The following is a 23,472-nucleotide window of genomic DNA, read 5'->3' on the forward strand; positions in this document are numbered from 1 at the left end:
CTCTCTTCAGTTCCGAACGGCGCTGTCTTGCATCTCGCCGTCGGCATTCAACTGACGCACGGCAATATAGCGCTCGCTGCGGCGGGTACGGTCCATGACCTGGCCGACCAGCTGGCCACACGCTGCGTCGATGTCCTCACCACGGGTGGTGCGCACCGTCACGTTGTAGCCTGCATGATGCAAGTGGTCCTGGAAGCGGCGGATGGCGTTGTTGCTTGGCCGCTCGTAACCGGAATGCGGGAATGGGTTAAACGGGATCAAGTTGATCTTGCACGGCACGTTCTTGAGCAGCTCGGCCATTTCCACGGCATGTTCGAGCTTGTCGTTGACGTCCTTGAGCAAGGTGTACTCGATGGTCAGCACACGCTTCTCGCCCAGCTCGGACATGTAACGCATGCACGACTCGAGCAGGACCTTGAGCGGGTACTTCTTGTTGATTGGCACCAACTCGTTGCGCAGCGCATCGTTTGGCGCGTGCAGCGACAGGGCCAGGGACACGTCGATGTGCTTGGCCAACTCATCGATCATCGGTACCACGCCGGAGGTGGACAGTGTCACCCGGCGCTTGGAAATGCCGTAACCGAGGTCGTCCATCATCAGGTGCATGGCGGCGACCACGTTGTCGAAGTTCAGCAGTGGCTCGCCCATGCCCATCATCACCACGTTGGTGATGGCGCGGTCGATGGTGGCGGGAATGCTGCCGAACGACTTGTTGGCAATCCACACCTGGCCGATCACTTCGGCGGCGGTGAGGTTGCTGTTGAATCCTTGCTTGCCGGTGGAGCAGAAACTGCAATCCAGGGCGCAACCGGCCTGGGACGAGACACACAACGTGCCACGCTTGCCCTGGGGGATGTACACGGTCTCGACGCAGCTACCGGACGCCACGCGCACCACCCATTTACGGGTGCCGTCGCTGGAGATGTCCTCGCTGACCACTTCCGGACCGCGAATCTCGGCAACAGCCTTGAGCTTTTCGCGCAAGGCCTTGCCGACATTCGTCATGGCGTCGAAATCGTCGACACCAAAGTGGTGAATCCATTTCATTACCTGACCGGCACGGAAACGCTTCTCCCCGATAGAGTCGAAGAATTTTTCCATTTCCGGCTGGGTTAGCCCCAACAGGTTAGTTTTGCCAGTCGATGTCGTCATGGATTCACCCTCACCCGTAAGCTTTCGCTTAGCGAGTGGTTACCTCGGTAGCTGCGAAGAAGTAAGCGATTTCGCGAGCAGCAGCGGCTTCGGAGTCCGAACCGTGAACGGCGTTGGCGTCGATGGACTCGGCGAAGTCGGCGCGGATGGTGCCTGGAGCAGCTTCTTTAGGGTTGGTAGCGCCCATCAGCTCACGGTTCAGAGCGATGGCGTTTTCGCCTTCCAGAACCTGAACGACAACTGGACCGGAGGTCATGAAAGCAACCAGGTCGCCGAAGAAACCACGGGCGCTGTGCTCAGCGTAGAAGCCTTCGGCTTCGGCCTTGGACAGTTGCTTGATTTTCGAGGCAACGATTTTCAGGCCGGCGTCTTCGAAGCGGGTGGTGATCTTGCCGATCACGTTTTTAGCAACGGCGTCAGGCTTGATGATCGAGAAAGTACGTTGAACAGCCATGGTGTAACTCCAGAAACGTTAAGTGAAGCGAAAAATTAAACCCGCGAATTATACGCGGGTTCCGGGGGATTGCCTAACCTGCCGAGCGCGCTCAGTCGGCTTCTTCGATCCAGGCCGCCTGGATGGCTTCGAGAACCTTCTCGCCGCCACGTTGCGGATCGTCACTGAATTCCGGCAATGCCAGCACCCACTGGTGCAGATCGACGAAGTTCACATAACGAGGATCGACTTCCGGCTTGCTTTCGGCAAGCTGGATTGCAATTTCAAGTACATCAACCCATTTCAGGCTCATGTCAGCTCCAGATCAATGCGGCGCTTCGGCGGCGTGGTTGAGCGAGTACTTTGGAATCTCGACGGTGATGTCTTCGGTACCGACCTTGGCCTGGCAGGTCAGGCGCGACGTAGGCTCCAGGCCCCAGGCGCGGTCCAGATAGTCCTCTTCCAGCTCGTCAGCCTCGTTGAGCGAGTTGAAGCCTTCGCGAATCACGCAGTGGCACGTGGTGCAGGCGCAGACGCCACCGCAGGCGCTCTCGATCTCAATGTGGTTGTCATGTGCCACATCGAGAATGGACTTACCCGTTTCGGCCTCGACGACCATGCCATCCGGGCAGAACTTCTCGTGGGGCAGAAAAATCACCTGCGGCATCAGTTATTCCTCGATCTCATTCAGGTTGCGCCCGGCCAAAGCGGCTTTAACCGTCGAATCAAGGCGACGGGCGGCAAAGGCATCGGTCACTTGCGACAGACGCTTGGTCTGCTGCTCGATGGCAACGCCATCGGTACCGCTCATCAAATCACGCAAGTCTTGCATCTGTTGCTCGATCGCCAGACGCTCTTCGGCATCCAGCAGGCGATCGCCATCGGCATCCAGGGCACCCTGCACCGCCTCGAGGAGGCGCTCGGCATCTACCTGGTGCTCGCGCAGCTGGCGGGCCACCTTGTCGAAACCGGCATGCTCGAAGGAATCCTTGAGCATGCGTGCAATTTCACCGTCGGTCAGCCCGTAGGACGGTTTGACCTGAATGCTCGACTCGACACCCGAGCCCAGTTCACGCGCCGAAACACTGAGCAGACCGTCGGCATCGACCTGGAAGGTCACGCGGATCTTTGCCGCGCCGGCAACCATGGCCGGAATGCCACGCAGCTCGAAGCGCGCCAGCGAGCGGCAGTCACTGATCAATTCACGCTCGCCTTGCAGCACGTGAATCATCATGGCCGACTGGCCGTCTTTATAGGTAGTGAATTCCTGGGCACGGGCGACCGGGATGGTGGTGTTGCGCGGAATCACCTTCTCCATCAGCCCGCCCATGGTTTCAAGCCCCAGGGACAGCGGAATCACATCCAGCAGCAGCAACTCGCCACCATCGCGACGGTTGCCGGCCAGGGTATCGGCCTGGATGGCGGCACCGATGGCGACCACCTGATCCGGGTCGATCTCGGTCAACGGCGTACGGCCGAACAAGGCACCGACGGCCTCACGGACGCGGGGCACGCGAGTCGAACCACCGACCATGACCACGGCGCCAACTTCCTCAAGTTCGACACCGCTGTCGCGCACAGCGCGGCGGCAGGCCTTGAGGCTGCGGGCAATCATTGGCTCGATCAGGGCATCGAACGCAGCACGGGTCAGCTCGGCAGACCAGTTGCCATAGGCAACCGTCACCGAGTCGGCATCGGTCAGCGCTTCTTTGGCGGCGCACGCCGCTTGCAGCAACTGACGCTGCGCTCCCGGATCCAGATCAGAGGACAGACCGGCCTGCTCGACCATCCAGCTGGCAATCGCGTGGTCAAAGTCATCACCACCCAGGGCACTGTCGCCACCGGTGGCCAGTACTTCAAAGACACCGCCGGTCAGGCGCAGAATCGAAATATCGAAGGTACCGCCACCCAGGTCATAGATGGCCACCAGGCCTTCGGCATTCTGATCCAGGCCATAGGCTACCGCCGCCGCAGTCGGCTCGTTGAGCAGGCGCAGCACGTTCAGGCCGGCCAGGCGCGCAGCGTCCTTGGTTGCCTGACGCTGGGCGTCGTCGAAATAGGCCGGCACGGTAATGACCGCACCGACCAGCTCGCCACCCAAGGTCTCTTCGGCACGCTGACGCAGTACCTTGAGGATGTCAGCCGACACCTCTACCGGGCTTTTCGGCCCCTGTACGGTGTCGATGAACGGCATGTGCGACTCACCACCGACAAAACGGTAAGGCAGTTGCTCGCCCAGCTGCTTGACGTCCGCCAGACCGCGCCCCATGAAGCGCTTGACCGACAGTACGGTGTTGAGTGGATCGCTGGAGGCAGCGTCACGCGCCACCTGGCCGACATCGATATGATCGGCGTGGTAACGCACAGCCGAAGGCAGGATGACCCGCCCTTGAGCGTCGGGCAGGGGCTCGCTACGGCCGCTGCGAAGCGCGGCAACCAGGGAGTTGGTGGTACCAAGGTCAATTCCCACCGCCAGGCGGCGCTGGTGCGGTTGAGGGCTCTGACCGGGTTCGGCGATCTGCAGTAGGGCCATGCTTATCTGAATACCAGGGGCGCCGCCAGCGGCAGCGCCGAGTTAATCGTCGAGGCGCTCTTCCAGCTGGCGCACTTCATAGGCGAGCTTGTCCAGAAACTGCATGCGGCGCATCAGGCGTTCAGCCTGTTCACGCTGCGCAGGCACATTCCAGCAGGCGGCGAAGTCCTCGTTGAGCGCTTCCTGGGCGACTTTCAAGCGGCGCTTGAAGGTGGCGACACCATCGAGGTCGGCACTGTCCTGCAGATCTTCGAGCTCTTCGCGCAATTGCATCTGCTGCAGCAGGAACTCGGGATCGTGGACGGTGACTTCCTGCGGTACTTCGGCACCGCTGATGGTCAACAGGTAGCGGGCACGCCGGGGCGGGCTCTTGAGTGTCTGGTAGGCTTCGTTCAGCGCAGCCGAACGCTCCAGCGCCACGCGCTGTTCACGTTCGGAGGCATCGGCGAAGCGATCCGGATGAACCTCGCGGGCCAGCTCGCGGTAGCGAACGGCCAACTTGTCGAGGTCCAGACGGAAGCCAGGTTGCAGGTCAAACAGGGCGAAATGACAAGGAGTACCCACGCTCAGCCTCAGACGTTGAAGCTTTCGCCGCAGCCACACTCACCGCGTACGTTGGGGTTGTTGAACTTGAAGCCTTCGTTCAACCCTTCCTTGACGAAGTCCAGTTCGGTACCGTCCAGGTAAGCCAGGCTTTTCGGGTCGATGATGACCTTTTCGCCATGGCTTTCGAAGACCAGGTCTTCGCTGTCCGGTTGATCGACGAACTCCAGCACATACGCCAGGCCCGAGCAGCCGGTGGTACGTACGCCAAGGCGAATACCTTCACCCTTGCCGCGTCCGTCGAGAGAGCGCCGCACGTGCTTGGCGGCGGCTTCTGTCATGCTGATAGCCATCGAGACTCCTTACCTGCAACAGGCGAACTTAGAGCAAACCTTTCTTCTGCTTGTAATCGCGTACGGCCGCCTTGATGGCGTCCTCGGCGAGTACCGAGCAGTGGATTTTAACGGGCGGCAACGCCAGTTCTTCGGCCAGCTGGGTGTTCTTGATGGTTTCGGCTTCGTCCAGCGTCTTGCCCTTCATCCACTCGGTGGCCAGGGAGCTGGAGGCGATGGCCGAGCCACAACCGTAGGTCTTGAACTTGGCGTCTTCAATCACGCCCTGCTCGTTGACCTTGATCTGCAGGCGCATGACGTCGCCGCACGCCGGAGCGCCGACCATGCCGGTGCCAACATCCGGGTCCTCGGCATTCATCTTGCCGACGTTACGCGGGTTTTCGTAGTGGTCGATGACCTTTTCACTGTATGCCATGGTGCAATTCCTTCCTCATCAGAGAGCCGCTCTTGCCGGCGGCTACTTAGTGCGCAGCCCACTCGATCTTGGAGATGTCGACGCCGTCTTTGTACATATCCCACAGCGGCGACAGTTCGCGCAGCTTGGTCACGGCCTCGCAGACCTTCTGCGCGGCGTAGTCGATTTCTTCTTCGGTGGTGAAGCGACCGAAGGTGAAGCGGATCGAGCTGTGAGCCAGCTCGTCGTTGCGACCCAGGGCGCGCAGCACGTACGACGGCTCCAGCGAAGCCGAGGTGCAGGCGGAACCGGAAGACACTGCCAGGTCCTTGAGGGCCATGATCAGCGACTCGCCTTCAACGTAGTTGAAGCTCAGGTTCAGGTTGTGCGGGATACGCGCGGTCATGCTGCCGTTGATGTACAGCTCTTCGAGGCCTTCGACCTGCTTGTAGAAGCGGTCGCTAAGGGCCTTGATGCGGACGTTCTCGCTGGCCATCTGCTCTTTGGCAATGGCAAACGCTTCACCCATGCCAACGATCTGGTGGGTCGCCAGGGTGCCCGAACGCATGCCGCGCTCATGACCGCCGCCGTGCATGGTGGCTTCCAGACGTACGCGCGGTTTGCGGCTGACGTACAGGGCACCAATGCCCTTAGGGCCGTAGGTCTTGTGTGCGGAGAACGACATCAGGTCGACTTTCAGCTTCTGCAGGTCGATCTCGACCTTGCCAGTGGACTGAGCAGCGTCAACGTGGAACATGACACCGCGAGCGCGGGTCAGTTCGCCGATGGCAGCGATGTCGTTGATGGTACCGATTTCGTTGTTTACGTGCATGATCGAGACCAGGATGGTGTCGTCACGCAGGGCGGCTTCAATCATGGCCGGAGTGATCAGACCATCGGCGCCTGGCTCGATGTAGGTCACTTCAAAGCCTTCACGCTCCAGTTGGCGCGTGCTGTCGAGGACAGCCTTGTGCTCGATCTTGGAGGTGATCAGGTGCTTGCCCTTGGTGCTGTAGAAGTGCGCGACGCCCTTGATTGCCAGGTTGTCGGACTCGGTGGCACCGCTGGTCCAGACAATTTCCCGCGGGTCGGCATTGACCAGGTCAGCGACCTGGCGACGGGCGTTCTCGACCGCTTCTTCGGCTTTCCAGCCAAAAACGTGGGAGCGCGACGCCGGGTTACCGAAGTTTCCGTCGACCAGCAGGCAGTCGCTCATCTTCTGGGCAACGCGTGGGTCGACCGGTGTGGTCGCGGAGTAATCGAGGTAGATCGGCAACTTCATTGAATATCTCCTATCAGGCGGTCGCGCCGCGCGTCGAAACGGTCATTCGACGGCTGACGTCTCAATCTTGTCCAGCTGCGGTGCCCGGCCTGCGATACGACGCAGGTCCTGACGCTGGGCGACTTCTTGTACCTCACGGCGAGTAACAAGGTCAGCCAGGCTGATGCCGCTGAGGAACTCGTGAATCTGCTGGCTCAAATCACACCACAAGTGGTGGGTCAGGCAGGTGTCGCCGGCGTGGCAATCACCCAGCCCCTGACAGCGTGTGGCGTCGACCGATTCGTTGACCGCGTCGATGACCTGGGCGACCTGAATGCTCTCCATGCTTCGTGACAGCTGATAGCCGCCACCAGGGCCGCGCACACTGGAAACCAGGCTGCTGCGGCGCAGCTTTGCAAACAGCTGCTCCAGATAAGAGAGGGAAATGCCTTGGCGTTCGGAAATGTCGGCCAGAGACACCGGCCCATTCTGCGCGTGCAACGCCAAGTCGAGCATGGCAGTCACGGCGTATCGGCCTTTTGTAGTCAGTCGCATGGCTAGTAGGTACCACGGGGTTACGGGATGGGAGCGAGTATGCTATTCCCGAGCATTTAAGTCAACTATAAGACCTAGTGCTTTAGTCGGGTTTGCCGCTGAACGGCGGCCAGAATGATAGCAAACTAAGGGGCGTGTACGCACGCCCCTTCTGTCAATGCGTCGACGTGTCGCTGCGCGCCTCGCACTTGACCTCGGCGAAGTCTTCTTCGCGCAACGCCGGCAGCTCCTTGGCGCAATAGTCGCTACCCAGGTTCTTCAGCGCACCGCACATGTCTTCCAGGCGCCCGTCCACCGCCTGCAGGTGATCAAGCAGCTGACCAATGGCGCGCGCGACCGGGTCAGGCATGTCTTCACTGACGCCATAGGCATCGAAACCGATCTTTTCCGCCATGGCCTTGCGCCGCGCCTCAACCTCGACATCGGTCTTGACGATAATTCGCCCCGGAATACCCACAGCGGTGGCGCCCGCCGGTACGGCCTTGGTGACCACGGCGTTGGAACCGATCTTGGCTCCGGCACCGACAGTGAACGGCCCGAGCACCTTGGCACCGGCACCTACCACCACACCGTCTTCGAGGGTCGGGTGACGCTTGCCCTTGTTCCAGCTGGTACCCCCCAGGGTCACACCCTGGTACAGGGTGACATCGTCACCGATCTCGGCGGTTTCGCCGATCACGATACCCATGCCATGGTCGATGAAGAAACGCCGGCCGACCTTGGCACCCGGATGGATCTCGATGCCGGTCATCCAGCGCCCGAAGTTCGACACCAGCCGGGCTGGCCATTTCAAGTCGCGCCGCCACAGGGCATGCGCCGCACGGTGCAGCCAGATCGCGTGCATCCCGGGATAGCAGGTCAGCACTTCAAAGGCATTGCGCGCCGCCGGGTCACGGTGGAAAACGCTCTGGATATCTTCCCGCAGACGCTCGAACATCTATTCTTGATCCTTGCGCTTATGCGGCTCGCCACGGGCCACTTTCTGGGTTTCCGTGAGAATGCCGCGCAAAATACTCATTTCCGAACGATTGACCGAGCTGCGCCCATACAACCGACGCAAACGCGGCATCAGGTGCTTGGGCTTCTCCGGGTCGAGAAAACCGATATCGACCAGAGTCTTTTCCAGGTGCTCGTAGAACAGCTCCATTTCATCCATGGTCGCCAGCTCGCTGCTGCGCACCGACGTCACTTCAAATTTCTCCACTTTCGACGGCTGGCCTTCAGCCGCCAGCCAGGCCATGCGCACCTCGTAAGCCAGCACCTGCACCGCAGCTGCCAGGTTCAGCGAACTGAAGTCCGGATTCGACGGGATATGCACGTGAAAGTGGCAACGCTGCAGTTCTTCGTTGGTCAGGCCGGCGTATTCACGACCGAACACCAGGGCGATCTCCTCACCCTGGACAGCATGCTCGATGACCTTGCTGCCGCATTCGCGCGGATCGACCAACGGCCAGGGGATACGCCGCTCGCGGGCACTGGTACCGAACACCAGGTTGCATCCGACCAGCGCCTCTTCAAGGGTGGCCACCACCTGCGCACCACCCAGCACGTCGTCAGCACCCGACGCACGGGCATCGGCCTCGTGAGAGGGGAAATCCTGCGGATCAACCAGCACCAGGCGCGACAAGCCCATGTTTTTCATGGCACGCGCAGCGCCGCCGATATTGCCGGGGTGGCTGGTATTGACCAGAACAACACGAATATTTTGCAGCAAGGCGAGCGCTCACAGACACGGGAAAGAAGGAGCAAATCTTACAGAACACACCGACTTTACGCTACGAAAGCGAATGCGGCCCTTCTTCGCGCAAAGTTTTCTGTTAGAATGTTCGGCTTTCTTTAACGACCCAGGTGAAACGTCCATGCAGCCCATGCTGAATATCGCGCTGCGCGCCGCCCGCAGCGCCAGTGAATTGATTTTCCGCTCCATCGAGCGCCTGGATAGCATCAAGGTTGATGAAAAAGACGCCAAGGATTACGTCTCCGAAGTCGATCGCGCCGCCGAGCAAAGCATCATCAACGCTCTGCGCAAGGCCTACCCGAACCACTCCATTTACGGTGAAGAAACCGGCCTGCACGCTGGCAGCGGCGAAGAAGGCAAGGACTACCTGTGGATCATCGATCCACTGGACGGCACCACCAACTTCCTGCGTGGCGTTCCGCACTTTGCCGTGAGCATTGCCTGCAAATACCGCGGCCGCCTTGAGCATGCCGTAGTACTGGACCCCGTCCGTCAGGAAGAATTCACCGCCAGTCGTGGCCGTGGCGCCCAGCTCAATGGTCGCCGTCTGCGCGTCAGCACACGCACCAGCCTGGAAGGCGCACTGCTGGGTACCGGCTTCCCGTTCCGCGACAATCAGCTGGCAGATCTGGACAACTACCTGGGCATGTTCCGCGCCCTGGTCGGCCAGACCGCCGGCATTCGCCGTGCCGGTGCAGCCAGCCTGGACCTGGCCTACGTGGCCGCCGGCCGTTTTGACGCCTTCTGGGAGTCGGGCCTGTCGGAATACGACATGGCTGCAGGCGCGCTGCTGATCCAGGAAGCTGGCGGTCTGGTGAGCGATTTCACCGGCGGCCACGACTTCCTCGAGAAGGGCCACATCGTTGCCGGCAACACCAAGTGCTTCAAGGCCGTATTGACTGCTATCCAGCCGCACCTGCCTGCCTCGATCAAACGCTAAGCGTCGATCGAGCATAAAAAAAGCACCCTTCGGGGTGCTTTTTTATTGCCTCTGGTTTACTGGCCTGGCTGGGCCTCGCTCAGCACCAGCTTGCCCTCTTTATCCAGCGGAATCTGCGCACCCGGGTCACGATCCATGCGGACCTGACCGACCTTGTCGCCGATCGAATACTTCACGTCATAACCCACCACTTTCTCGCTCAGGTCATTAACCGTGTTGCAGCGGGTTTGTGTGGTGGTATAGGTATCGCGTTCCTGCATCCCTTCCTGCACCTTGTTACCGGCATAGCCACCACCGACCGCACCGGCCACTGTGGCAATCTTTTTACCAGTACCACCGCCAATCTGGTTACCCAACAAACCACCCGCCAGGGCGCCGACCACGGTACCGGCAATCTGGTGCTGGTCCTTCACCGGGGCCTGACGCGTAACGGTCACGTCCTTGCAGACTTCTCGCGGCGTTTTCACGGTCTGTTTGACCGGTTGCACCGCCAATACTTCAGCATATTCCGGCCCACTCTTGACCAGGTTGTAAGTGGCTACAGCACCTCCGGCAGTCACACCGACCGCCCCCAGAACCGCACCCACCAGCATTGACTTGTTCACGTGAACCTCCTGATCGTACCTGCAGGACATTGCCTGCCTTCTCCCTGCCTTGGAGCATAAAAAAAGGCGCGAGTTCAATACTCGCGCCCTTCTCTACGACAAACAGCGTGGGAAAACCCGTTATGGACGCTCGTCCACGCCGTCGGTTTTGGCCGGCGGAATCAGGTCTTCGCTGTTCAGATTCAGCCAGATCAGTACCACGTTGGCGATGTAGATCGACGAGTAGGTACCCGCCATTACACCGACGAACAGGGCGATGGAGAAGCCCCACAGGTTGTCACCGCCGAAGAACAGCAACGCAGCGATGGCCAGCAGGGTCGACACCGAGGTCGCCACGGTACGCAGCAAGGTCTGGGTGGTCGAGATGTTGATGTTCTCGATCAGCGACGCCTTGCGCAGCACACGGAAGTTTTCACGCACCCGGTCGAACACGACGATGGTGTCGTTGAGCGAGTAACCGATGATCGCCAGCACCGCCGCCAGCACCGTCAGGTCGAAGGTGATCTGGAAGAACGACAGGATACCCATGGTCACCACAACGTCGTGGATCAGCGAGATGATCGCACCCACGGCGAATTTCCACTGAAAGCGGAACGCCAGGTAGATCAGGATCCCGCCCAAAGCCAGGAGCATCCCCAGGCCGCCCTGGTCACGCAGTTCTTCACCGACCTGAGGACCGACGAACTCTACGCGCTTGACCACTGCAGGGTTATCGCCACCGACCTTCTGCAAGGCTTCGGCAACGCGGTTACCCAGCATCGGATCATCGCCCGGCATGCGCACCAGCAGGTCGGTGGTGGCGCCAAAGCTCTGCACCACGGCATCGTGGAAACCGGACTTGACCAGCTCCTCGCGCACCTGCTCAAGGTTGGCAGGACGCTCGTAGGTCAGCTCGATGAGCGTACCCCCGGTGAAGTCCAGACCGAAGTTCAGGCCCTTGTGGAACCAGCTGAACAGCGCCAGCGCCGTGAGGAGCATGGTGATGGCGAACGCAATGTTGCGAACGCCCATGAAATTGATGGTACGTAACATGGCAGCCCCTTAAACCCACAGCTTCTTGATGTCACGCCCACCACAGGTCAGGTTGACCAGTGCACGGGTCACCATGACGGCGGTGAACATCGAAGTAAAAATCCCGAGGGACATGGTTACCGCGAAGCCCTTCACCGGACCGGTACCCATGGCGAACAGAATGCCGCCGACCAGCAGAGTGGTCAGGTTGGCATCGACGATCGCCGAGTAAGCACGGTTGAAACCTTCGTGGATAGCGCGCTGCACCGACATGCCGGCCGCAAGTTCTTCGCGGATCCGGGAGAAGATCAGTACGTTGGCGTCAACCGCCATACCCATGGTCAGTACGATACCGGCGATACCTGGCAGGGTCAGCGTTGCCCCCAGCAGCGACATCAGCGCCAGCAGCAACACCATGTTGCCCGCAAGGGCGATGGTGGCCAGCAGGCCAAAGAAGCGGTAGATCGCCATGATGAACAGCGAAACGAAGAGCATCCCCCACAGGGATGCATCGATACCCTTGGTGATGTTGTCAGCACCCAGGCTTGGGCCGATGGTGCGCTCTTCGGCGAAGTACATCGGTGCAGCCAGACCACCGGCACGCAGCAGCAGGGCCAGTTCCGACGACTCACCCTGCCCGTTCAGGCCGGTGATACGGAACTGGCTGCCCAGCGGCGACTGAATGGTTGCCAGGCTGATGATCTTTTTCTCTTCCTTGAAGCTCTGGATCGCGACGTCTTTCTCGACGCCGTCAACCACCTGCTTCTCGTAGCGCGTCATCGGCCGTTGCTCGATGAAGATCACCGCCATGCTGCGACCGACGTTGCTGCGCGTGGCGCGGCTCATCAGCTCACCACCGTGACCATCCAGGCGAATGTTCACCTGTGGACGACCGTGCTCGTCAAAGCTGGCCTGCGCATCGGTCACCTGGTCACCGGTGATGATCAGGCCACGCTCGACTGCAGCAGAACGACCACCTTCACGGAACTCGAAGACTTCAGTGGTGGCTTTCGATGCACCCGGCTCGGCACCCAGACGGAACTCGAGGTTGGCGGTCTTGCCGAGAATACGCTTGGCTTCGGCGGTATCCTGAACACCTGGCAGCTCAACCACGATGCGGTTGGCACCCTGGCGCTGAACCAGCGGCTCGGCTACACCCAGCTCGTTGACCCGGTTACGGACCGTGGTCAGGTTCTGCTTGATCGAGTATTCACGAATCTCTGCAATCTTCGCTGGCGTAATCGCCAGATGCAGCACCGACAGGCCGTTGCGCTCGGTGGTGGTCAACTCGAAATCATTGAAATTCTTGCGGATCAGGTTACGGGCCTGTTCGCGGGACGCATCATCGGAGAAGCCCAGCTGAATGCCGCCATCTTGTTGCGGCAGGCTGCGGTAGCGAACACGCTCCTTGCGCAGCAGGCTTTTGACTTCGCCTTCGTAAACCTTCAGACGGGCAACCATGGCCTTGTCCATGTCTACTTCGAGCAGGAAGTGCACACCACCCGACAAGTCCAGACCCAGCTTCATCGGGCTTGCGCCCAGGTTACGCAGCCATTGCGGAGTGGTCGGCGCCAGGTTCAGTGCAACAACATAGTCATCACCCAGTGCCTTGCGTACAACATCCTTGGCTGGAAGTTGGTCTTCCTGCTTGGTCAGGCGCACCAATGCGCCCTTGCCCTTCTGGCCCAGGCTTGCATCCTTGACCTGAATACCGGCATCGGCAAGCGCTTTGCTTACACGATCCAGATCACCCTGGGTGACCTGCAGCGCCGTACTGGCACCGCTGACCTGAACGGCCGGATCATCAGGATAGAGATTGGGAGCGGAATAAATAAAACCGATCGCCAGTACCACCAGGATCAGTGCGTATTTCCACAGAGGGTATTTGTTCAGCATCACGCCGCCCGTTCAAGACGCGGGGCGCCTTGCGCGCCCCGTCGATTGGTAAAAAACTGAAACTTAGATCGCTTTGAGCGTGCCTTTTGGCAGGGTCGCGGCTACGGCGCCCTTCTGGAACTTCAGCTCTACGTTATCGGAAACTTCCAGTACTACGAAGTCATCGGCAACTTTGACGATCTTGCCAGCGATACCGCCGTTGGTGACAACTTCATCACCTTTTTGCAGGTTGCTCAGCAGGTTCTTCTGTTCTTTGGCACGTTTGGCCTGTGGACGCCAGATCATCAGGTAGAAGATGACCAGGAAGCCAACCAGGAAAATCCACTCAAAGCCGGTACCGGCTGGGCCAGCAGCGGCAGGGGCAGCAGCGTCCGCGTAAGCGGCGGGGATCAGAAAGCTCATTTAGCACTCCAGTTGCAATCAGTACTTGTTAGGGATCGACAGAACATCAGTCCAAGGGCGGCACAGGCAGCCCGCGCTTGGCGTAAAAGGCATCGACAAAGACGGCCAATGTACCTTGTTGAATAGCCTCGCGTAAACCAGCCATCAAACGCTGGTAATGGCGCAAGTTATGGATCGTATTCAACATACTGCCCAACATTTCGCCGCACTTGTCCAAGTGATGCAGATAAGCACGGGAGAAGTTCTGGCAGGTGTAGCAGTCACAGGTCGGATCCAGTGGCGAATCATCATGGCGATGGAACGCGTTACGGATTTTCAGCACGCCGGTATCGACAAACAGATGGCCGTTGCGCGCGTTGCGCGTAGGCATCACGCAATCGAACATGTCGACGCCGCGGCGCACACCCTCAACGAGATCTTCCGGCTTGCCTACCCCCATAAGGTAACGAGGTTTGTCAGCAGGCATCTGGCCTGGCAGGTAATCCAGCACCTTGATCATTTCATGCTTGGGCTCGCCCACTGACAGGCCGCCAATGGCCAGGCCATCGAAGCCGATCTTGTCCAGGCCTTCGAGCGAGCGCATCCGCAGGTTTTCGTGCATGCCGCCCTGGACGATACCGAATAGCGCGGCAGTGTTGTCACCGTGGGCATTCTTCGAACGCTGGGCCCAGCGCAGCGAAAGCTCCATGGAAATGCGCGCGACATCTTCATCGGCCGGGTACGGGGTGCACTCGTCGAAGATCATCACCACGTCGGAACCGAGGTCACGCTGCACCTGCATGGACTCTTCAGGGCCCATGAACACTTTCGAGCCATCGACCGGCGAGGCGAAGGTCACGCCCTCTTCCTTGATCTTGCGCATGGCGCCCAGGCTGAACACCTGGAAGCCACCGGAGTCGGTCAGGATCGGGCCCTGCCACTTCATGAAGTCGTGCAGGTCGCCATGCGCCTTGATCACTTCGGTACCCGGGCGCAGCCACAGGTGGAAGGTGTTGCCCAGGATCATCTGCGCGCCAATGGCCTCGATGTCCCGCGGCAGCATGCCCTTGACCGTGCCATAGGTACCCACCGGCATGAACGCCGGGGTTTCGACTACACCACGGGGGAACGTCAGGCGGCCGCGACGGGCCTTGCCGTCGGTGGCCAGCAATTCGAAGGACATACGACAGGTGCGACTCATGCTTGATCCTCGGGGCCGCGCGGCGCCGGATTGCGGGTGATGAACATGGCATCACCGTAACTGAAGAAGCGGTACCCGTTCTCGACTGCCGCCGCGTAGGCGGCCATGGTCTCGGGGTAACCGGCGAAGGCCGAAACCAGCATCAGCAGCGTGGATTCGGGCAAATGGAAGTTGGTGACCAGGGCATCGACCACATGGAACGGGCGGCCCGGGAAGATGAAGATGTCTGTGTCGCCGCTGAAGGCCTTGAGTACGCCGTCACGGGCAGCGCTTTCCAGCGAGCGCACGCTGGTGGTGCCGACAGCGATCACCCGGCCGCCACGCGCGCGGCAGGCGGCCACGGCGTCGACGACGTCCTGGCTGACCTCCAGCCACTCTTTATGCATGTGGTGGTCTTCGATGCGCTCAACACGCACCGGCTGGAAGGTGCCAGCGCCAACGTGCAGGGTGACGAACGCGGTTTCGACGCCTTTGGCGGCGATCTTGCCCATCAGTTCTTCATCGAAATGCAGCCCGGCTGTCGGCGCCGCCACCGCACCGGCGCGCTCGGCGTAGACCGTCTGGTAGCGCTCGCGGTCGGCACCTTCATCAGGACGATCGATATACGGTGGCAGCGGCATATGGCCGACGCGGTCCAGCAGCGGCAGCACTTCTTCGGCAAAGCGCAACTCGAACAGGGCGTCGTGGCGGGCGACCATCTCGGCCTCGCCGCCGCCATCGATGAGGATCTGCGTACCGGGCTTGGGCGACTTGCTCGAGCGCACGTGAGCCAGCACGCGATGGCTGTCCAGTACCCGTTCGACCAGAATCTCCAGCTTGCCGCCGCTGGCCTTCTGACCAAACAGACGCGCCGGGATCACCCGGGTATTGTTGAACACCATCAGATCGCCCGGGCGCAAATGCTCGAGCAGGTCGGTGAACTGGCGATGAGCCAGTGCCCCGCTCGGCCCGTCCAGGGTCAACAGCCGGCTGCTATGGCGCTGCGCCAGTGGATGGCGAGCAATCAGGGAATCAGGGAGCTCAAAGGAGAAATCAGCGACGCGCATGATGGTGTTCGGTTTGACAGGGCCGCAAAGTTTAGCCGAAAAGACAAAAATTCACCATGAAAGCTAATTGACCAACGGTAGGCACCTCTCTATACTTCGCCGCCACAAGCCCTGATGGCGGAATTGGTAGACGCGGCGGATTCAAAATCCGTTTTCGAAAGGAGTGGGAGTTCGAGTCTCCCTCGGGGCACCAAACGCATGAAAAAGCCGACTTAATCGTCGGCTTTTTTGTGGGCGTCATTCTGGCAATCCGCTGGGTAACGCCCGCCTCAGACCTGCGGCAGCTGGTGAGTCACACAGTGAATACCGCCCCCACCCGCAGCAATCGCATCGATGTTCAACTGCACCACATCACGGTCCGGATACAGTTCGGTCAGCAGGTCGAAGGCCTTCGCATCCGCAGCCTTGTCACCAAACTGCGGGGCAATGACCGCGCCGTTGATGACGAAGTAGTTGATGTAGCCTGCGGCAAAGTCGGGGTTATTCTTGCTGAACCGGCTGTTGCGCGGTTTCAGCGGTGGCGACACGGTGTGCACCTTGAGCTTGCGGCCGTCGGCATCTGTGGCGTTGTTGAGTATCTCCAGATGTGCCTTGGTCACCTTGTGATCATAGGAGTCGGGGTCCGTATCTAGGTTGGCGATGATCACCCCGGGCTCAACAAAGCGCGCATAGAAATCGACATGGGCATCGGTGATGTCTTTGCCCTTGATGCCCGGCAGCCAGATGATCTTGCGCAACCCCAGCCGCGCCTTGAGCTCTTCCTCGACTTCAGCCTTGCTCCAGTCACGATTACGGTTGGCATTGATCCAGCAGCTCTCGGTCATGATCCCGGTGCCATGCCCGTCTACTTCGATACCACCACCCTCGCCCACCAGTTCGCTACGCAGGTAAGTCGCTTCGGCATCGTCAGCCAACAGTCGCGCCACACGGGCATCGTAGCCGTGCTGCTGCTTATTGCCCCAGCCATTGAAGTTGAAATCGACTGCTCCCAGGTCACCCTGTTCGGTAATGACAAAGTTGGCGCCGATGTCACGCATCCAGATGTCGTCCAGTTCGGTGACGACAAAGGTGGTGTTCTTGTTGCCGCACAGCTCCTCGGCCAGGTCGCGTTCGTGCGCGCGGCACAGCACGACCACCGGTTGGTAACGGGCAATGGTACGGGCAATCAGGCCGATGGCTTCCTGCACATCGGCAGTGAAGTCTTCCCAGATGGCCTCCTGTGCGCCAAATGAAACGTAGGCACACACCTGTTTGTCGCCCTCATCCGGCATGAACCACTGCTTGCCCCCAGCCGCCAGCGACCGCGGAACACTCAGACCAAAGCCCATGGAGGCGACCAGACCGAGGCCTGCGGTCGCTGAAACCTGCTTTATAAACTCACGACGCGTTGGCATCTGTTTGACTCTCTATCAAATCGCTTTTCGGGTACCGGGCAGTCAACTGCCCGGTGCGGTCTTGAACTTGGTCCACACGCGCATCCGCGCACGCATGTCGGACTGTGGAATGTCCTTGCCGGTGACCAGACGGTCGAATGTCGCCTCCGGCGGGTAAATATCCGGATTGTTGCGCATCTGCGCGTCGACATCCGGACGCGCCTTGGCGTTCGAAGTCGGGTAGCCGGTGAAATTGCTGATGGCCGCCATGTTTTGCGGGCGCATGACAAAGTTGATGAAGGTATAGGCGTACTCCGGGTGTTTGGCATCGACCGGAATGGCCATGTTGTCCATCCACACCGTGGTGCCCTCTTTGGGGATGCGGTACTGGAAGCTGACTTTCTTGCCGGCCGAGTCCGCCGTACGCTGGGCCTGGGTCATGTCGCCGCTGTATCCCAGGGACAGGCACAGGTTGCCGTTGACCAGGTCCGTCACCGGTTGCGACTGGAACTTGCGGATGTACGGCCTGATGGTGAGCAACAACTCGCTGGCGGCGGCCAGGTCTTCGCGCTTCGCGCTGCGCGGGTCGCGGCCCAGGTAGTTGAGCACTACCGCCAGCACCTCGTCGGGCGAGTCGATCATCGAAATCCCGCAATCGGCGAATTTCGCGGCCATTTCCGGCTTGAACAACAGGTCAAGACTGTTTACGGGTGCATCCGCCAGGCGCTGGCGGATCTGCTCATCGTTGTATGTCAGGCCGATGGTGCCCCAGGTGTAGGGCACCGTCGCCTTGGCGGCATGCGGGTAGTGGGTGCGCAGCTTCTGCAGGCCAGGCTCGATGTCGTTCAACGACTCAAGCTTTGCCGGGTCCAGTGCCTGCAAGCTGCCAGCGCGCATAAGCCGTTCGGCCACGGTGTCGCCGGGGAAGATCAGGTCGTAACCACTGCCCCCGGTCATCAGCTTGGCTTCCAGCACCTCGCTGCCGTCCATCACATCGTAGATCACCTTGATTCCGGTTTCGGCGGTGAACCTGGACAAGGTGTCTTCGGCAAAGTAATCGGCCCAGTTGTACAGGCGCAAGGTCTTGTCCTCAGCGTGAACCGAAGCGCCGGTCGTCCCCAGCGCCAGGCCAAGGGTGAACAGCAAGTGCGTGCGACGGATGTTCATGTCAAACCCCTTGAGTCTTCCAGCATGCGTTGACTTGACGGCCATCGAGGCCATGGAGCGCGGCGTACATCTCCGGACGCCGGTCGCGGTAGATCCCCCAGGTCAGGCGCTCTTCACGCATCAACGCCAGATCCAGCGCCTGCACCAGCACGCCGGGCGTGGTGCGGTCCGCTTCAACCAGCAGCTTGCCTTTGTGGTTGGAGATGAACGATGAGCCGTAAAAGGTCATTTGCAGTTCGGGGTCGGTGGTGGCCGCCTCAAGCCCCACGCGATTGGCCGCCACCACCGGCAGGATGTTGGCCGCAGCATGGCCGCGCATCGCCATCTGCCAGTGATCGCGCGAATCCAGCTCGGCTGCGCCCGGCTCTGAGCCGATGGCCGTTGGAAACAGCAACACTTCGGCGCCCATCAACGCCAGGCAACGTGCGGTTTCCGGGAACCACTGGTCCCAGCAGATACCCACGCCCAGGCGCCCGTAGGCAGTGTCCCAGACCCGGAAGCCGGTATCGCCGGGGCTGAAGTACTCTTTCTCCTGATAACCGATGGCGTTGGGGATGTGCGTCTTGCGGTATACGCCCAACAGGCGGCCGTCGGCATCGGCCACGCTCAACGAATTGAAGTAGGCGTTGCCGGCTTTTTCGAACCAGCTCAACGGCAGCACCACGCCGAGCTCGGCGGCCAGCGCGGCAAAGCGCTTGAGCACCTTGCTGTGTTGATATTCCTCGGCCAGCGCCAAGTGCTTGTGGTGCTGCTCAATACAAAAATACGGCGTCGCGAACAACTCCTGCAGCAGGATCACCTGGGCCCCTTGCGCGGCGGCTTTACGCACCAGCGCCTCGGCCTGGTCGAGGTTGCCCTGCAAGTTCCAGCTGCATGGCATCTGCGTGGTAGCAACGGTCAGCAGTGTCATGGCGTTACCCCTTCACCGGCCAGGCAGGCTGTTGCTGGGTGATGCAATGCACACCACCGCCACCGTGGGCCAGATGGTTGATCTGCACCGGTACCACTTCGCGCCCCGGGAAGGCCTTGGCCAGCACTTGGGCCGCAGCCTGATCGGCCTCAATGCCGTAGGCCGGCATGATGATCGCGCCATTGGCGATATAGAAATTGGTGTACGAGGCACAGAACACTTCGGCATCGACATCCACCGCCTCGCTGGCTTCGAATAGCTCAAGCATTTCAAAGTGCCGCCCTTGCGCATCGGTGGCCAACTCCAGCGCCCGACGGTTTTCCCGCGCGACCTTGGCATACACCGAACTCTGGTCACGGGTGGCATCAACCAGCAGGACCCCGGGACGGGCAAACGCGCAGACGCCATCGACGTGGCCGTCGGTCATGTCGCCGGTGACATAGTCCGGGTCGCCCGGCAGCCAGATGGTTTTTTTCACCCCGAGAAAGCGCGTGAATATCTCCTCGATGTCGGCCTTGGTCATACCCGGATTGCGGTTGGGATTGAGCAATACCGACTCGGTGGTGATCAGAGTGCCTTCGCCGTCAACATGGATGGCGCCGCCTTCGTTGCTCAAGGCCGTGCCGAAACAGTTCAGGCCGAGCTGGTTGAGCACCCGCCGCGCCAGGCTTTCGTCCAGGTCATGCGCCGACTTGCCGCCCCAGGCATTGAAGCGCCAGCTGACACCGGCCAGCCCGTGTTGCGGGTGGCAGATAAAGCTCGGGCCGGAATCCCGGCACCAGCTGTCGTTGACCGCCTGTTCGATCAGCTCGATGTTCGCTCCGCACAGATCGCTGGCGCTGGCTCGGGCCGAAGGGTCAACCACCATCTTCACCGGTTCGAAACGCGCAATGGCATTGGCAACCCGGGCAAAGTCCACCTGCACCTGCTCCAGCGTCACACCCCAGCCCGACTCCCACAAGGCCTGGTTATGCGGCCAGACCATCCAGGTCGCTGCATGGTTTACCCACTCTGCGGGCATGAACCAACCAGTGTTCAGATCGCCGTTGCGCTGCATGTTTCTCACCTTTCAGTTAAGGGATATTAATTACTGAAAACCGCTGCCGCGGTAAGAGATTCCATGCTATGGCTTCATAATTGCGCGAACAAACGATAGATTTAGCCGACAACTGATTAGTAGAGCTTATCGATGCTAAAGCACTGGCCTCCCTTGAATGCCCTGCGCGGATTTGAAGCGGCCGCTCGCCTGGGCAGCTTTCACAAGGCTGCCGAAGAGCTGCACCTGACCCAGTCGGCGATCAGCCAGCAGATACGCAGCCTGGAAACCTTCCTCGAGCAGCCGCTGTTCTTTCGCAACGGCCGCAGCGTCAGCCTGACCGATGCCGGTTACGACCTGCAAAGCACCACCCAGGCCATGCTGCAGCAGTTGTCTGTAGGCATCCGCCGTCTTGAGCAATACCGCAAGCCCAATCAGTTGGTGGTCAACACCACCCCGGCCTTTGCCCGGCACTGGCTGCTGCCTCGATTGGGGGATTTCCATCGTCAGCATCCAGAGGTGGATTTGTGGCTGTTCACCAGCTTTGACCCACCCGACATGGCGACGCAGACCATCGACCTGAGTGTGCGCGATGACCTCAGCGCCCAGGCCGAGTGCAGCCACCAGACCCTGTTTCGTGACCGCCTGTATCCGGCCTGCCATCCTGATCTGCTCAAGGTTCCTGTGGAGCAGCGCACCACCTTGCATGGGGAGCGGGAAATGGACTGGAGCCATTGGCTGGTCGAGGGCGGCGAAGCGGTAGGCCAGCGCAGTAACGGCCTGAATTTTTCCGATCCCGGGCTGCTGCTCGATGCGGCGTGTGCCGGTCATGGAATTGCGCTGGTGAGCAAGTTGCTGTCGACACAAGCCTGCGCTCAGGGCCTGCTACAACCGCTGTGCGAACAGACCGTGCGCGGGCCCGACTGGAGTTGCCTGATTCATCGCGACAGCGAGAAGAGCCCGCTGACGCGAAGCTTCAGCACCTGGTTGCAGGCGAGCCTGGCAGTTGAAGGGGGAGCATGCTGACGGCGACCGTTTCGCGCTCGATCGCAGGCTTCGCCTGCTCCCACAATCATCCGCTACACCGCAGACCTGTGGGAGTGCCCCATCAGCATCCCGTCAACGTGGCCGGGCGACGCTCGCCTTCAAAGAAGAACGGGCGAATGCGCACGCCGATCACGTTACCGGCATACGCGGCGACCAACCACAACCAGCCGTGCACACTGCCTGAAGCGATGCCGCTGAAGTAGGCGCCGATGTTACAGCCGTACGCCAGGCGCGAGCCGTAGCCCAGCAGCAGGCCGCCAATCACCGCCGCCACCAGCGAGCGGGTGGGGATGTTCAGGTTGGGGGCGAAGCGACCGGCCAGGCCCGCCGCCAGCAGTGCACCGAGAACGATGCCGATGTCCATCACCGTGGTCACATCCTCCCACAGTGGCGAAGCCAGCGCCTTGGCGTTGGCCGGCACCTGCCAGAATGCCCAGTTGCCCACGTCCACACCGAGGCCGCCGAGGGTTTTCGCGCCCCACAAGGCAAATGCCGAGGTAATACCCCACGGACGCCCGGCCAGTGCCAGGGTCGCATAGTTGAGCAGCGCCAACGCCACTGCGCCCCAGACCAGCGGCCAAGGCCCACGCAGAAAGCGGCGCAGCCCTTGGTGCTCACTGTGCGGCGTCGCTTCAAGCCTTCCATGACGGCGCTTTTCCAGCGCCACCGTCAGCCAGGCAATCAGCGCAAAAACGGCCAGGCTCAGGAGCAAGGCCGGCATCAGGCCAAAGCTCTGAACAATCGAAGTGGCCGGAAACGACGGCAGGGAGAACCACCAGTCAACGTGATGGGTGGCGGTTACCGAACCGATGATGAAAAACAGCAGGGTCACCAGCATCCGCGCATTGCCGCCACCGACGGTAAACAACGTGCCGGACGCACAGCCGCCGCCCATCTGCATGCCGATGCCGAAAATGAACGCACCGAATACCACCGAAACCCCGGCCGGCGCCACCAGCCCTTTGACCGGCTGACCGAACAAGGTGCCGGCATCCAGCGCCGGGAAGAACAGCAGCACGGCGAGCGCCAGCATCACCATCTGCGCCCGCAGCCCCGCGCCGCGCCGCTCGTTGATGAACACGCGCCAGGCCGAAGTGAAGCCAAAGGCGGCGTGGTACAGGGTCAGGCCCAATGCTGCACCAACGATCAGTAACAACACCTGGTTAGTGCCAACATTGGCCTGGAGAAACAACGCACCGACAAGCAGCAGCGCCAGGGCGAACAGCGGTGCACCGAGGCGGCGCTCAGGTACGGAAGAAACAGAAAGGCTCATCACAGTATCCGGGGACGGTTTTTCAGGCCGTAATTGTAGCTGTGCCAGCTGCCAAGCGGTGTAGGATTCCAGTCACCCTCTTCCTTGAGCGAGCCAATGTATGCAACTGAGCCATCGCCCCGTCCAAGTTACGGACATCCCTACCCTCTGCTGTTTTCCCCAGGGCCCGGACGAACTGTTCTACATGTTCCCCAAAGCCAGGTATCCGTTGACACCAGCGCAACTGAACGATGCCATCGCCCAGCGCGAAGGTTCGACAGTGGTCGAGGGCGACGGCATGGTGCTGGCCTTCGCCAACTTCTACAAAGCCGAGCATGGCGGTGTGTGCGCCCTCGGTAATGTGGTGGTCGCCCCAGCGGCTCGCGGCCATGGGGTGGCGCGCTATCTGGTGCAGAGCATGATTGAACTGGCCCGTAGCCAGTTCGATGCCCGTGAAGTCTGGGTGTCATGCTTCAACAGCAATACCGCCGGGCTGTTGCTATACCCCCAACTGGGCTTTGTGCCCTTCGCCATCGAGGAGCGCCAGGGGCCAGGCAATACGCGGGTGGCACTGATACAGATGAAGCAGGCACTGTAGCGGAGAACCTGCGGTTTTTTTGAACTCGGCCGTTAACCTCAAGGTAG

26 protein-coding genes and 1 tRNA gene are annotated in these 23,472 nt (G+C 60.6%); 4 read left to right on the plus strand and 23 right to left on the minus strand.

The features are described 5' to 3' along the window. Positions 1-6: 6 nt before the first annotated feature. The 12 genes from rlmN to trmJ form a co-directional block, all read right to left on the minus strand. A complete protein-coding gene (rlmN, locus tag DM813_RS06815; protein WP_128322645.1) occupies positions 7-1,152 on the minus strand; it encodes a 23S rRNA (adenine(2503)-C(2))-methyltransferase RlmN in 1,146 nt (381 codons plus the stop codon). A gap of 28 nt (positions 1,153-1,180) precedes the next feature. After that, positions 1,181-1,606 carry a nucleoside-diphosphate kinase gene (gene ndk / locus DM813_RS06820; RefSeq protein WP_128322646.1) on the minus strand — a complete coding sequence of 142 codons (426 nt, stop codon included), beginning with the start codon at positions 1,604-1,606 and terminating at the stop codon, positions 1,181-1,183. Positions 1,607-1,697: 91 nt separating this feature from the next. Then, complete coding sequence (gene iscX / locus DM813_RS06825; protein WP_028942766.1) at positions 1,698-1,898, minus strand: Fe-S cluster assembly protein IscX; 201 nt, start codon at positions 1,896-1,898, stop codon at positions 1,698-1,700. A gap of 12 nt (positions 1,899-1,910) precedes the next feature. Continuing rightward, positions 1,911-2,252 (minus strand): ISC system 2Fe-2S type ferredoxin, encoded by a 342-nt coding sequence (gene fdx, locus DM813_RS06830; protein ID WP_128322647.1) that lies wholly within the window; start codon positions 2,250-2,252, stop codon positions 1,911-1,913. Between the two features lie 3 nt (positions 2,253-2,255). Continuing rightward, complete coding sequence (gene hscA / locus DM813_RS06835; RefSeq protein WP_128322648.1) at positions 2,256-4,118, minus strand: Fe-S protein assembly chaperone HscA; 1,863 nt, start codon at positions 4,116-4,118, stop codon at positions 2,256-2,258. A gap of 42 nt (positions 4,119-4,160) precedes the next feature. Then, positions 4,161-4,682, minus strand: a complete 522-nt coding sequence (gene hscB, locus DM813_RS06840) for a co-chaperone HscB (RefSeq protein WP_128322649.1) — start codon at positions 4,680-4,682, stop codon at positions 4,161-4,163. 8 nt (positions 4,683-4,690) lie between these two features. Continuing rightward, positions 4,691-5,014, minus strand: coding sequence for an iron-sulfur cluster assembly protein IscA (iscA, locus tag DM813_RS06845; RefSeq protein ID WP_128322650.1), 324 nt, complete (start codon positions 5,012-5,014; stop codon positions 4,691-4,693). Positions 5,015-5,042: 28 nt separating this feature from the next. Further along, on the minus strand, positions 5,043-5,429 hold the full coding sequence (gene iscU, locus DM813_RS06850; RefSeq protein WP_002552476.1) for a Fe-S cluster assembly scaffold IscU: 387 nt from the start codon (positions 5,427-5,429) through the stop codon (positions 5,043-5,045). A gap of 46 nt (positions 5,430-5,475) precedes the next feature. Further along, positions 5,476-6,690: an IscS subfamily cysteine desulfurase gene (locus DM813_RS06855; RefSeq protein ID WP_128322651.1), complete on the minus strand. Its 1,215-nt coding sequence runs from the start codon at positions 6,688-6,690 to the stop codon at positions 5,476-5,478. Between the two features lie 42 nt (positions 6,691-6,732). Continuing rightward, positions 6,733-7,224 carry a Fe-S cluster assembly transcriptional regulator IscR gene (gene iscR / locus DM813_RS06860; protein ID WP_036993915.1) on the minus strand — a complete coding sequence of 164 codons (492 nt, stop codon included), beginning with the start codon at positions 7,222-7,224 and terminating at the stop codon, positions 6,733-6,735. Positions 7,225-7,378: 154 nt separating this feature from the next. Further along, the gene (gene cysE, locus DM813_RS06865; RefSeq protein WP_128322652.1) at positions 7,379-8,161 is read right to left on the minus strand and encodes a serine O-acetyltransferase; all 783 of its coding nucleotides are present in this window, start codon (positions 8,159-8,161) and stop codon (positions 7,379-7,381) included. Continuing rightward, complete coding sequence (gene trmJ, locus DM813_RS06870; RefSeq protein WP_128322653.1) at positions 8,162-8,938, minus strand: tRNA (cytosine(32)/uridine(32)-2'-O)-methyltransferase TrmJ; 777 nt, start codon at positions 8,936-8,938, stop codon at positions 8,162-8,164. Between the two features lie 145 nt (positions 8,939-9,083). Between trmJ and suhB the strand changes: the two genes are divergently transcribed. Then, positions 9,084-9,902 carry a type III secretion system regulator SuhB gene (suhB, locus tag DM813_RS06875; RefSeq protein ID WP_128322654.1) on the plus strand — a complete coding sequence of 273 codons (819 nt, stop codon included), beginning with the start codon at positions 9,084-9,086 and terminating at the stop codon, positions 9,900-9,902. 56 nt (positions 9,903-9,958) lie between these two features. Here suhB and DM813_RS06880 read toward each other — a convergent pair whose 3' ends face one another. From DM813_RS06880 to queA, 6 genes are all read right to left on the minus strand, one after another. Then, complete coding sequence (locus DM813_RS06880; protein WP_128322655.1) at positions 9,959-10,507, minus strand: glycine zipper 2TM domain-containing protein; 549 nt, start codon at positions 10,505-10,507, stop codon at positions 9,959-9,961. 120 nt (positions 10,508-10,627) lie between these two features. Then, positions 10,628-11,539: a protein translocase subunit SecF gene (gene secF, locus DM813_RS06885; RefSeq protein ID WP_128322656.1), complete on the minus strand. Its 912-nt coding sequence runs from the start codon at positions 11,537-11,539 to the stop codon at positions 10,628-10,630. Between the two features lie 9 nt (positions 11,540-11,548). Further along, positions 11,549-13,414, minus strand: coding sequence for a protein translocase subunit SecD (gene secD / locus DM813_RS06890; RefSeq protein ID WP_128322657.1), 1,866 nt, complete (start codon positions 13,412-13,414; stop codon positions 11,549-11,551). 63 nt (positions 13,415-13,477) lie between these two features. Further along, positions 13,478-13,816, minus strand: coding sequence for a preprotein translocase subunit YajC (gene yajC / locus DM813_RS06895; protein ID WP_116550238.1), 339 nt, complete (start codon positions 13,814-13,816; stop codon positions 13,478-13,480). Between the two features lie 46 nt (positions 13,817-13,862). Beyond that, the gene (tgt, locus tag DM813_RS06900) at positions 13,863-14,978 is read right to left on the minus strand and encodes a tRNA guanosine(34) transglycosylase Tgt (RefSeq protein WP_164897216.1); all 1,116 of its coding nucleotides are present in this window, start codon (positions 14,976-14,978) and stop codon (positions 13,863-13,865) included. 14 nt (positions 14,979-14,992) lie between these two features. Next, on the minus strand, positions 14,993-16,042 hold the full coding sequence (gene queA / locus DM813_RS06905; RefSeq protein ID WP_128322659.1) for a tRNA preQ1(34) S-adenosylmethionine ribosyltransferase-isomerase QueA: 1,050 nt from the start codon (positions 16,040-16,042) through the stop codon (positions 14,993-14,995). Positions 16,043-16,150: 108 nt separating this feature from the next. On the opposite strand from queA, the gene DM813_RS06910 reads away from it, so the two are divergent. Beyond that, a tRNA-Leu gene (locus DM813_RS06910) sits at positions 16,151-16,235 on the plus strand. Between the two features lie 76 nt (positions 16,236-16,311). Here DM813_RS06910 and DM813_RS06915 read toward each other — a convergent pair. The 4 genes from DM813_RS06915 to DM813_RS06930 are packed head-to-tail and all read right to left on the minus strand — an operon-like array spanning position 16,312 to position 20,549. Beyond that, positions 16,312-17,436, minus strand: coding sequence for an agmatine deiminase family protein (locus tag DM813_RS06915; protein WP_128322660.1), 1,125 nt, complete (start codon positions 17,434-17,436; stop codon positions 16,312-16,314). A 42-nt stretch (positions 17,437-17,478) separates the two neighbouring features. Then, positions 17,479-18,582, minus strand: coding sequence for an extracellular solute-binding protein (locus tag DM813_RS06920; protein ID WP_128322661.1), 1,104 nt, complete (start codon positions 18,580-18,582; stop codon positions 17,479-17,481). Between the two features lies 1 nt (position 18,583). Next, entirely contained in the window at positions 18,584-19,492 is a 909-nt protein-coding gene (gene aguB, locus DM813_RS06925) for an N-carbamoylputrescine amidase (protein WP_128322662.1), read from the minus strand. Between the two features lie 4 nt (positions 19,493-19,496). Further along, positions 19,497-20,549 (minus strand): agmatine deiminase family protein, encoded by a 1,053-nt coding sequence (locus tag DM813_RS06930; protein WP_128322663.1) that lies wholly within the window; start codon positions 20,547-20,549, stop codon positions 19,497-19,499. A gap of 132 nt (positions 20,550-20,681) precedes the next feature. On the opposite strand from DM813_RS06930, the gene DM813_RS06935 reads away from it, so the two are divergent. Further along, entirely contained in the window at positions 20,682-21,554 is an 873-nt protein-coding gene (locus DM813_RS06935) for a LysR substrate-binding domain-containing protein (RefSeq protein WP_128322664.1), read from the plus strand. A gap of 82 nt (positions 21,555-21,636) precedes the next feature. Here the strand turns inward: DM813_RS06935 and DM813_RS06940 are convergent, their stop codons facing one another. Continuing rightward, positions 21,637-22,848, minus strand: a complete 1,212-nt coding sequence (locus tag DM813_RS06940) for a YeeE/YedE family protein (RefSeq protein WP_128322665.1) — start codon at positions 22,846-22,848, stop codon at positions 21,637-21,639. A gap of 100 nt (positions 22,849-22,948) precedes the next feature. Between DM813_RS06940 and DM813_RS06945 the strand changes: the two genes are divergently transcribed. Further along, positions 22,949-23,425: a GNAT family N-acetyltransferase gene (locus tag DM813_RS06945; RefSeq protein WP_128322666.1), complete on the plus strand. Its 477-nt coding sequence runs from the start codon at positions 22,949-22,951 to the stop codon at positions 23,423-23,425. The last annotated feature ends 47 nt before the right edge of the window (positions 23,426-23,472 follow it).

The organism is Pseudomonas alkylphenolica (assembly GCF_004025535.1).
Lineage (GTDB): Bacteria > Pseudomonadota > Gammaproteobacteria > Pseudomonadales > Pseudomonadaceae > Aquipseudomonas > Aquipseudomonas alkylphenolica_A.

Bases quoted from the DNA above. Each gene is read 5' to 3' on its own strand.
- secD (WP_128322657.1), bottom strand. From the start codon at position 13,414: ATGCTGAACAAATACCCTCTGTGGAAATACGCACTGATCCTGGTGGTA.
- iscX (WP_028942766.1), bottom strand. From the start codon at position 1,898: ATGAGCCTGAAATGGGTTGATGTACTTGAAATTGCAATCCAGCTTGCC.
- hscA (WP_128322648.1), bottom strand. From the start codon at position 4,118: ATGGCCCTACTGCAGATCGCCGAACCCGGTCAGAGCCCTCAACCGCAC.
- DM813_RS06930 (WP_128322663.1), bottom strand. From the start codon at position 20,549: ATGCAGCGCAACGGCGATCTGAACACTGGTTGGTTCATGCCCGCAGAG.
- DM813_RS06915 (WP_128322660.1), bottom strand. From the start codon at position 17,436: ATGCCAACGCGTCGTGAGTTTATAAAGCAGGTTTCAGCGACCGCAGGC.
- cysE (WP_128322652.1), bottom strand. From the start codon at position 8,161: ATGTTCGAGCGTCTGCGGGAAGATATCCAGAGCGTTTTCCACCGTGAC.
- suhB (WP_128322654.1), top strand. From the start codon at position 9,084: ATGCAGCCCATGCTGAATATCGCGCTGCGCGCCGCCCGCAGCGCCAGT.
- iscU (WP_002552476.1), bottom strand. From the start codon at position 5,429: ATGGCATACAGTGAAAAGGTCATCGACCACTACGAAAACCCGCGTAAC.
- DM813_RS06920 (WP_128322661.1), bottom strand. From the start codon at position 18,582: ATGAACATCCGTCGCACGCACTTGCTGTTCACCCTTGGCCTGGCGCTG.
- DM813_RS06855 (WP_128322651.1), bottom strand. From the start codon at position 6,690: ATGAAGTTGCCGATCTACCTCGATTACTCCGCGACCACACCGGTCGAC.
- tgt (WP_164897216.1), bottom strand. From the start codon at position 14,978: ATGTCCTTCGAATTGCTGGCCACCGACGGCAAGGCCCGTCGCGGCCGC.
- DM813_RS06945 (WP_128322666.1), top strand. From the start codon at position 22,949: ATGCAACTGAGCCATCGCCCCGTCCAAGTTACGGACATCCCTACCCTC.
- iscR (WP_036993915.1), bottom strand. From the start codon at position 7,224: ATGCGACTGACTACAAAAGGCCGATACGCCGTGACTGCCATGCTCGAC.
- yajC (WP_116550238.1), bottom strand. From the start codon at position 13,816: ATGAGCTTTCTGATCCCCGCCGCTTACGCGGACGCTGCTGCCCCTGCC.
- secF (WP_128322656.1), bottom strand. From the start codon at position 11,539: ATGTTACGTACCATCAATTTCATGGGCGTTCGCAACATTGCGTTCGCC.
- ndk (WP_128322646.1), bottom strand. From the start codon at position 1,606: ATGGCTGTTCAACGTACTTTCTCGATCATCAAGCCTGACGCCGTTGCT.
- iscA (WP_128322650.1), bottom strand. From the start codon at position 5,014: ATGGCTATCAGCATGACAGAAGCCGCCGCCAAGCACGTGCGGCGCTCT.
- DM813_RS06940 (WP_128322665.1), bottom strand. From the start codon at position 22,848: ATGAGCCTTTCTGTTTCTTCCGTACCTGAGCGCCGCCTCGGTGCACCG.
- fdx (WP_128322647.1), bottom strand. From the start codon at position 2,252: ATGCCGCAGGTGATTTTTCTGCCCCACGAGAAGTTCTGCCCGGATGGC.
- aguB (WP_128322662.1), bottom strand. From the start codon at position 19,492: ATGACACTGCTGACCGTTGCTACCACGCAGATGCCATGCAGCTGGAAC.
- queA (WP_128322659.1), bottom strand. From the start codon at position 16,042: ATGCGCGTCGCTGATTTCTCCTTTGAGCTCCCTGATTCCCTGATTGCT.
- DM813_RS06935 (WP_128322664.1), top strand. From the start codon at position 20,682: ATGCTAAAGCACTGGCCTCCCTTGAATGCCCTGCGCGGATTTGAAGCG.
- rlmN (WP_128322645.1), bottom strand. From the start codon at position 1,152: ATGACGACATCGACTGGCAAAACTAACCTGTTGGGGCTAACCCAGCCG.